Genomic DNA, 9,309 nt, shown 5'->3' with positions numbered 1-9,309 from the left:
CAACCGTACTTTAATCCCTGCCTGCGCTTTCCGGATCAACAACCGTTCGAATCGAGTACCGAGCTGGTCGTCGCGAATAATGTAAAATTCAATGTGGATATGGTGCATGGCTGCGGCTATTGCTTCCAACATCGCTTCAAAGGCTTCTTTCCCTTCGGTATAGATCGTCGTTTCATTGCAAGCCGTAATAGGAATAGCTGATATCTTCATAAGCGATGCATGCTCGTTCTTTTCTTGCCAATCGTTTACCTCATCCATAGCTTTCCGTATCCGCTGTTTACTCCGGTTAATGAGGTCGGCTTTGCGTTGTTCCCACTGTCTGTTTTTTTTCCATTGCAACGTACGGTAGCATGAGTATTCCTCCGCTACAAAATAATATACAAGGAAACCGAGCAGGGGAAAGAGGAACAAGATGATAAGCCATGCTGTTGCTTTGTTCGATCGGCGATACTCCACAATGATGATGGCTGCAATTTGAACGATAAACAACAAGAGCGCTAAAATGATCCAAAGCAACGTTACGTCTACCTCCTAGCCGAGGGGATTCAGGTACTTAAATGTTCTTTGTATAGAGTGACAAATCTATACACAGGATACTACTAAGATTTTATGGATAAAGGAGCAAGGAGGATGTTAAGGAATACGCAACGATCAGACGCTATAATCATCGGGATTGACGTCGGTTCGACGACTGTAAAAGCAACCGTCGTGAATCCTGCAACCAAAGAAATATTATGGTCGGATTATCAGCGTCACCACACCAAGCAGGCGGAGAATGTACTGGAATTTCTGGTTACGATCGGCAACGAATTCCCCAGTGTCAAGCAGGAAAACATCCGCGTGTTCATGACCGGTTCCGGAAGCGGACCGATTGTGGAACATATCGGAGCAAAGTTCGTTCAGGAAGTGAATGCCGTTACGATGGCTGTTGAGTATCTTCATCCCGACGTGGGGAGCGTCATTGAACTCGGTGGACAAGATGCCAAAATCATTATTTTCAAGGCCAATGAGGAAACCGGCAACAAACAGGCGTTGACATCTATGAACGATAAGTGTGCATCCGGTACAGGCGCCACGATCGACAAGTGCATGATTAAAGTGGGAATGCCCATGGAAGATGTAGGCAAGCTGCACTTCGATGATTCAAAATTGCACCATGTAGCCGCCAAATGCGGCGTTTTTGCCGAAACGGATATTGTCAATCTGGTGAAGAGCGGTATCCCTTCCGTCGAAATCATGTGTTCCTTGGCGGACGCGATCGTCATGCAGAACCTTTCTGTACTGACTCGCGGAAACACGTTGCGGCATCGCGTATTGCTGCTTGGAGGACCTAATACATATTTGCCCTTTCTGCAGGAATGTTGGCGATTGCGCATTCCTCAAACCTGGCGTGACAGAGGATACGAGTATCCCCAAGACATGTCTATCGACGAGTTGATTTCTGTTCCTGATAATTCCCAATACTACGCGGCCTTCGGAGCCGTCATGTACGGGATGCATGAGCCGGCCAGCGTGGGGAATTACAAGGGCTTGCAAGCTTTGAAGCAATTTATAGCGCACGGCCGAAAAGCGAAACTGGGAGAAAACGCCGGCCCGCCGCTGGTAGCTAGCCAAACGGAGCTGGAGCAATTCCGCCGGACGTACAGCATTCCCCGCTTTACGCCTGCGGCCTTCGCACCCGGGCAGAAGGTTAAGGCGGTGATCGGTCTGGACGGCGGCTCCACTTCGTCCAAAGCCGTTCTCGTCGACGAAAGCGGCGAGATTCTGCTTAAGGAATATCAGCTATCCAAGGGTAATCCGCTTGAAGATACGAGGGGAATACTGGAACGGATTCGTGACAAGGTGAGAGATCAGGAGGCCGATTTGGAGATTATCGGTTTCGGTGCCACCGGATATGCGGCGGACGTGCTTGAAAAAACGTTAAAGGCCGACATCAATATTGTTGAAACCGTTGCACATATGATGAGCGCCGTTAACGAATTTGGCGATATCGACGTCATTTGCGATATTGGTGGTCAGGACATAAAAGTGCTCTTTCTGAAAAACGGTACTTTCCGGGATTTCAGACTGTCCAATCAATGCTCGGCCGGTAACGGCATGCTGCTTCAGGCGATGGCGGATCAGTTTGGCATTCCGATTCAGGAATATGCGGATACCGCCTTCGCGGCAGACCTTAGCCCAAAATATTCATATGGATGCGCCGTATTTCTCGATGCGGATCGGGTTAATTTTCAGAAGGAGGGGTATTCCAAAGAAGAATTGTTGGCCGGACTCGCGCTCGTACTGCCGAAAAACGTATGGCAGTATGTCGTACAAATACCGCGGATGGCAGAACTAGGCCGTAAATTCGTTCTGCAGGGAGGGACTCAATATAACTTGGCCGCTGTCAAAGCGCAGGTGGATTACATTAAACAGCGGGTTCCCGATGCGGAAGTTTACGTTCATCCTCACCCAGGGGAAGCAGGCGCGATCGGGGCGGCAAGGGAAACGCTGCGCGTGGTGAAACGGCGCGGATATTCCACGTTTTTGGGATTGGATTCGGCCATCATGCTGAGCTATGTGACGCGCAACGATGAATCCACTCGCTGCAACTTCTGTCCCAACCATTGCAGCCGGACCTTTATAGATTCCGAAACCCCGGACGGACATACGGCCCGTTACATCTCCGGTTTCAGCTGCGAGAAGGGCACAGTTGAAGATCAGCAAGCCGTCGTCAAACTGACCAAGGAACGGCAGGTGCTGAAAAAACATTACCCCAATCTGGTGGAATACGAAGCCCGCCGAATGTTCCAGCATTTTTACGAGCCGGAGCCGCTGCCCGAGTCCGATGATCAGGTTCAAGAGGTATGGTTGCAGCGAAACTGGCTCGGACGCAGAAAAACAGCGTATCGGCGTAATTTTATGCGTTCTTCCGTTGAAGCGGCAGAGCTGCGAAGAAGCATCCGTATCGGAATTCCAAAAGTTCTTAACATCTGGTCGACGGCGCCATTTTGGCGGACCTATTTCGAGACGCTTGGCATTGACCAGAAAAACATCGTGTTCAGCGATAATACAAGCGAGGAAATGTGGCAGCAAGGCGGCAAATACGGATTGATTGATCCTTGCTACCCGTCGAAGGTCGCTCAGGCGCATGTACACAATTTGTTATTTAAACATCATGAGAAAAAACCGCTCGACTATATTTTCTTTCCGTGTATCACGCACATTCCAACTCCTCTCCATAACGTGATGGATTCGGCCAGTTGTCCGATCGTTGCCGGCGCTCCGAATGTCATCAAAGCCGCCTTTACGAAAGAAGTCAATTTCTTTGAGACGAAAGGAATTGTCTATCTTGATCCGGCGGTAACCTTCACGGAACCGAACCTGCTCAAGAAACAGCTGTTCGAAGCGTTAGCGGACTGTCTGTCCATTACGGAGGACGAGAGTGATTTTGCCGCCGATCAGGGCTGGAAGGCAATGAAGCTGTTTGATGCCGAGATGCAAGAGAAGGGCCGCTCGATTCTGGAGCAGGTGGAACAAGACAATCGTCTGGCCATTCTGTTAATCGGCCGCCCCTATCACTCCGATCCGGGTCTGAATCACAGCGTATTGGAGGAGTTTCAGGTACTGGGTTATCCCGTACTGTCCATGCGCTCGATTCCCAAAGACGAATCATGGCTTCAGCGCTTTTTCAAGGACGACCTGCAGAGAGGGCGGGTGGAATATGCGCTCGAAGTGACCGATGTCTGGCCTGAAAATTTCAGCTCCAACAGTGTGCAGAAGGTGTGGGCAGCCAAATTTGCCGCACGGCATCCGAATGTAGCCGTTCTGGACCTGTCCAGCTTCAAGTGCGGGCATGACGCTCCTACTTACGGGGTGATCGACTCGATCATTTCCATTGCGGGAACGCCCTATTCCGCTTTGCACGATATCGATGCGAACAAACCTAGCGGTTCGATTAAAATACGCGTCAAAACATATGCCCACAGTCTGGGGCTACATGAAGAACGTTTGCAGGATTTAGCGAAGAAAAAGGCGGAATTGCAGCATCTTGTCGAGCAGAAACGTTCCGAGCTGTTGAAAAAAAGGATCTTAGAATAACCCTACAAAGTGATAAGGAGGAGTGAAATGAATTATGACAACAGAGAAAAGGAAGCTTGAGGATGAGCTCCGTCTGTTTCGGGAAGAACAGGAACAGGCACTTGGACTGGCAGCGAAGCATCAGTGGTTCGAACCGGCTCCTCGCCTTTTTTTGGCCAAAGACAAAGCGACCACAACGATTCTGTTCGGCGGGCTGACGATGGTACATGATTATTTGGTGGAGGGAGCTTTGGCAGGGCTGGATTACCATGTGAAGCATATGGACTGCCCCGATAGCGAGTCGCTGCGTTTCGGCAAGGAATTCGGCAACCGTGGACAATGCAATCCGACTTATTTCACCGTTGGAAATTTGATCAAATACTTGAATTATCTTCGCGACGTAGAAGGTAAATCGAAGGATGAGATCATTGGCAATTACCTGTTCGTAACGAGCGGATCCTGCGGTCCCTGCCGTTTTGGCACCTATGTCACGGAGTATCGGAAAGCACTGCGCGATGCGGGATTTGACGGTTTTCGCGTTCTCTTGTTTCAACAGACGGACGGATTAAAACAGGCGACCGGAGGTGAATCGGCGCTTAAATTGGATACTTCGTTTTTTGTGAGCTTCCTGAAGGCCGTCCTGCTGGGGGACATTCTCAATGCGCTTGGATACCGCATTCGTCCCTATGAAGTGGAGGAAGGATCAACCGATGCCGCTTTGACTCGCTGCAAACAGTACTTATATGACGCTTTAACTCAGAGAAAACGATTGATTCTAGCGCTCATCCGATGCCGCAAGGAACTGCAGGCCGTCCAGGTGGATCGGACGCAGGCAAGGCCGAAGGTAAGCATTATCGGGGAGTTTTGGGCGATGACGACGGAGGGAGACGGGAACTATCAACTGCAACGGTTTTTGGAAAATGAAGGGGCCGAGGTTGAAGTCCAATCGGTTACGGCCTGGATTCTCTTCCTCATCTGGGCCGGGCGTTATGATACCCGCAAACGAATCAGCTTGCGGGAGGCAGATTCTGGACGCCATGGATTAAAAGGAAAGAATCCCACATTAAGATTACGAATGTTGGCACTTGCCGACCAAGGGATTCGGGCCATTTTTCAAACCTATGCCAGATTAATCGGTCTTCGCGGCTATCATTTACCTGACATGGAGGAAATCGCCCGTGTTGCCAATGACCATTACAATAACCAGCTGCGCGGCGGAGAAGGACACATGGAAGTGGGCAAGTTGATTCTGAACGTGGTCAAACGAAAAGCCAACATGACGATCTCCGTCAAGCCTTTCGGATGTATGCCTTCTTCTGGCGTATCGGACGGCGTCCAATCGTTGATCACGGAAAGATACCCTGACGCTATCTTTCTCCCGATTGAAACGACCGGCGACGGGGCAATCAATGTATACAGCAGGGTACAAATGATGCTGTTTAAAGCCAAACAGGCTGCAAAAAAAGAGCTGGACGAAGCACTGATGAAAAAGGGTTTTACAGAGGAGACACTGCCGCGAAAATCGAAGTATACTAATCCATTGCGCGCAAGCCGTCACGTCGTAGCTTGTACAGCAGCAAATACGGTTTACGATATGCCTACAGGATTTTTGGATCGATTTTCCTTCCGAAAAAGGGAAATAGAAAATGTAAATTAAAGTTGATCAATCTTCGTGAAATAGGGAAGGGACATGTTCAGCCTATGTGTCTCTTCCCGTCAAATAGGCATTTCAAAGACCGGACTTTCTCTTTATATTTCAACGATGGGTTCATCCACTTCATGTTTTTTACACAGAAAAACAGCCATGCTCTTATGAACATGGCTGTTTTTGTTTCCTCGTTCTTAGAAACCTTTGTATTGTGGTTCTTCATTTTCTAGCTGCTGTACTCGGCTTTCGACTTGCTGCAAAATTTGTTGTGTTTGCTGAGCCGCGTTTGTAAAAAGAGTTTTTGCCTCTTGATTTTGGGTGCTCAAAGCGAATGTTTCTAAGCTGGCCTGAGCACTTTTTAATGAAGCAACACATGTTTTGACATCGGAAGCTACGGTCATTTCGATTCACCTCCTTTAACGGATTAAGGGCGTAAGGAACAAAAATACTGCTATTCCTACCCAGGTAACATATATAATGTATCCCCTTTTTTCGAAATCATACACCAATAAGAGCAATAAAAAGCAAATCAAGGGAAAGTAGGCTAGAACAAAAAAGGTAAAGATTTACACTTCCATGAATAAAAAAACGAAAAACTGACGATCTTGCTTATATACGGTTTGCCATCAATTGGAAGAGTTACACTTCTGCAAAGATAAAGGGGGCTACATGATGCCAGATTGGTTACTTATTTCACTACGGACATTGTTAGCGATTGTCGTACTTTTTATAATGACTAAGTTGTTGGGAAAGAGACAAATTTCCCAGTTATCCCTTTTTGAGTACATAACTGGGATCACAATCGGAAGCTTAGCAGCCTACACTTCATTAGAGATGGATCAAAAATGGTATTTAAGTGTCATTTCATTGTGTGTATGGGTAGGCGTCTCTTTAGGGATCGAATTTTTACAACTTAAAAGTAAAAAAGGAAGGGATTTTATTGATGGTAAACCAAGGGTCATAATTAAAGACGGAAAAATTCTGGAGGATAACCTTAAGAAGGAACGACTTACCACCGACGAACTGATGGAACAGCTGCGGAAAAAAGATGTTTTTCTAGCGTCGGATGTAGAATTTGCGATTATGGAACCGAATGGAGAAATCAACATCCTACTAACGAAAGAAAATCAACCCCTGACACCCAAACACTTAGGCATCAAAGTGGGGCCCGAAAAGGAGCCGCAGGCAGTCATTATGGATGGAAATGTCATGGATGAATCATTAGCTGTGATGGGACTCAACCGGGGTTGGCTGGATGCGGAACTCGAAAAGATGGGCGTTGCAATTGAAAACGTGCTTTTTGGTCAGGTAGATACCTACGGCCAGCTTTATGTTGACTTATTTGACGATCAGATCAGAGTCCCCAAGCCTCAGAATAAGGCTTCTTTGCTGTCGACTTTAAAAAAATGTGAAGCGGATCTTGAAATGTTCAGCCTGTCCACCACAGCGCCAAATGCAAAAAAAATGTATGAAGAATGCGCAAAAGAGCTGGAACGGGTCATTAAGGAAGTTAGACCACTACTCATTCGTTAGATCAGATGATCAGGAGGATTAAAAATGAGCAATGAAAAGATGAAAAAAGCAACGCCGGTCCAACAGGAGTATCAACAACTCGCCAACCAGCTTGAACCCAAACGGCCCTTATTTCAAAACTGCTGTCGTGCGTTTCTTGCCGGGGGGATGATTTGTGTGATTGGACAAGCCATTCAGGAAATGTTTGTTCATTGGGCCGGCTTTGATGAGAAAAAAGCATCCAATCCCACTGCGGCCGTGTTAATTCTCATTTCCATTATTTTAACGAGCCTCGGCGTATATGACAAATTCGCGCAATGGGCGGGTGCCGGTTCGGCTGTTCCTGTAACTGGTTTTGCAAATTCAATGGCATCCGCCGCGATAGAACATCGCAGTGAAGGAATGGTTTTAGGTGTCGGCGGAAAAATGTTTAAGCTTGCCGGTCCGGTTATTGTTTTTGGAACGGTGGCTGCATTTGTTGTGGGTATCATCACGTTTGTGCTTAAGGGTACTGGAGGAGGACACTGATATGCTAAAAGGGCATCAAAGTTGGATCTTTGAAAATAAACCGAATATTAAGGCTTCGGCTACCGTAGTTGGCCCATTTGAAGGCAGAGGGCCGCTTGCCGGCGATTTTGACATCATACATGGTGACTCCATGCTGGAAGAAGAGAGCTGGGAAAAAGCTGAGAAGATTTTGATTGAACAGGCCGCAAAACTGGCGATTGAAAAAGCAGGGTTAACCAAGGAGCAAGTCCATTTTCATATCGGCGGCGACTTGATGAATCAAATAATCAGCACCAGTTTTGCCGCTCGTACGCTGTCGATCCCCTATCTCGGCGTGTTCGGTGCCTGTTCAACCTCGATGGAAAGCTTGGCTCTTGCGTCCGCACTCGTCAATAGTGGAGCAGCGAAATTCATATTGGCAGGGACCTGCAGTCATAATTCAAGCGTAGAGAAGCAGTTCCGGTATCCGACAGAATACGGTTCACAAAAGCCGCCAACTGCCCAATATACCGTGACCGGTGCCGGTGCAGCGATTGTTTCCCAGGAGGGGAAAGGACCTGTCACCACGTCAGCGACAATTGGCCGGGTTATCGATATGGGGATTACCGATCCGTTTAATATGGGGGCAGCCATGGCACCAGCTGCGGTTGACACCATTCAAGCTCATTTTCGAGATTTACAAATCGAGCCCGGTTATTATGATCTGATCGTCACAGGCGATCTGGGCAAAGTAGGCTATGAGATTGCCTGCAAATTGTTTGAAAAACATAACATTCCGATGCATCAAACGGAGTATGCCGACTGTGGCATGATGATTTACGACTATGATACTCAGATGGTGCAGGCGGGGGCAAGTGGTTGTGGTTGTTCGGCCGTTGTCACCTACGGTCATTTAATGAAACGCATGCAAATGGGAGAAATCAAACGCATGCTTGTTGTTGCTACTGGGGCGCTCTTATCGCCGCTTTCGTATCAACAAGGAGAAAGTATTCCTTGTATCGCACATGCTGTAGCGATCGAATCAGGAGGGAGAAGCTGACATGATCTTTTTATGGGCCTTTCTTGTAGGAGGCGCAATTTGCGTCTTCGGACAGATTTGTTTCGATGTGTTTAAACTGACCCCAGCCCATACCATGACGTTACTCGTCGTGCTGGGAGCAGTCGCGGACGGACTTGGCTTGTATGACCCACTCGTTAAGTTTGCCGGGGCCGGAGCTTCCGTTCCAATCACTAGTTTTGGGAACTCCCTGGTTCATGGTGCTTTGGAGGAATTACAGAAAGATGGATGGATCGGAGTCATTACCGGTATATTCAAGGTCACCAGCGCAGGTATTTCGTCAGCCATTATTTTCTCATTTTTGGCAGCCTTGCTGATTAAGCCAAAAGGTTAAGGATGCGATAGGGGGGTAACCATCCTTTAATGAGATTAACTCGATTTTGGAATTTCTGTTCATGAGCGGCGGCATAAGAACTCTGAAAGAGAAGCTTAGCAAACCCTCGGCCAATGACCGTCCTACTACTGGCTGTTATCCTTCGTAACCAGCTTGATTGGCACCGGAATGCTGCTTTCAACCGTCTTGCCC

At 47.9% G+C, this 9,309-nt stretch carries 8 protein-coding genes; 6 read left to right on the top strand and 2 right to left on the bottom strand.

Going from position 1 to position 9,309, the window contains the following annotated elements; all coding sequences use genetic code 11:
• On the bottom strand, positions 1-516 hold a 516-nt coding region (locus WG8_RS28965), incomplete at its 3' end, for a PLDc N-terminal domain-containing protein (protein ID WP_007432393.1).
• A 114-nt stretch (positions 517-630) separates the two neighbouring features.
• Between WG8_RS28965 and WG8_RS21605 the strand changes: the two genes are divergently transcribed.
• Positions 631-4,080, top strand: a complete 3,450-nt coding sequence (locus tag WG8_RS21605; protein ID WP_007432392.1) for a BadF/BadG/BcrA/BcrD ATPase family protein — start codon at positions 631-633, stop codon at positions 4,078-4,080.
• A 34-nt stretch (positions 4,081-4,114) separates the two neighbouring features.
• Entirely contained in the window at positions 4,115-5,716 is a 1,602-nt protein-coding gene (locus tag WG8_RS21600; RefSeq protein ID WP_007432391.1) for a hypothetical protein, read from the top strand.
• Between the two features lie 185 nt (positions 5,717-5,901).
• Here WG8_RS21600 and WG8_RS21595 read toward each other — a convergent pair whose 3' ends face one another.
• Positions 5,902-6,108 (bottom strand): DUF1657 domain-containing protein, encoded by a 207-nt coding sequence (locus tag WG8_RS21595; RefSeq protein WP_007432390.1) that lies wholly within the window; start codon positions 6,106-6,108, stop codon positions 5,902-5,904.
• 271 nt (positions 6,109-6,379) lie between these two features.
• On the opposite strand from WG8_RS21595, the gene WG8_RS21590 reads away from it, so the two are divergent.
• The 4 genes from WG8_RS21590 to spoVAE are packed head-to-tail and all read left to right on the top strand — an operon-like array spanning position 6,380 to position 9,117.
• Positions 6,380-7,240 carry a DUF421 domain-containing protein gene (locus tag WG8_RS21590; RefSeq protein WP_007432389.1) on the top strand — a complete coding sequence of 287 codons (861 nt, stop codon included), beginning with the start codon at positions 6,380-6,382 and terminating at the stop codon, positions 7,238-7,240.
• 24 nt (positions 7,241-7,264) lie between these two features.
• On the top strand, positions 7,265-7,747 hold the full coding sequence (gene spoVAC, locus WG8_RS21585) for a stage V sporulation protein AC (protein WP_007432388.1): 483 nt from the start codon (positions 7,265-7,267) through the stop codon (positions 7,745-7,747).
• 1 nt (position 7,748) lies between these two features.
• The gene (gene spoVAD, locus WG8_RS21580) at positions 7,749-8,765 is read left to right on the top strand and encodes a stage V sporulation protein AD (protein WP_007432387.1); all 1,017 of its coding nucleotides are present in this window, start codon (positions 7,749-7,751) and stop codon (positions 8,763-8,765) included.
• Position 8,766: 1 nt separating this feature from the next.
• A complete protein-coding gene (spoVAE, locus tag WG8_RS21575) occupies positions 8,767-9,117 on the top strand; it encodes a stage V sporulation protein AE (protein WP_007432386.1) in 351 nt (116 codons plus the stop codon).
• Positions 9,118-9,309 lie beyond the last annotated feature (192 nt).

This window comes from Paenibacillus sp. Aloe-11, assembly GCF_000245715.1.
GTDB classification, from domain to species: Bacteria; Bacillota; Bacilli; order Paenibacillales; family Paenibacillaceae; genus Paenibacillus; species Paenibacillus kribbensis.
The sequence above is the reverse complement of the archived record's forward strand: the minus strand, read 5'-3'. Positions and strand labels throughout refer to the sequence as shown.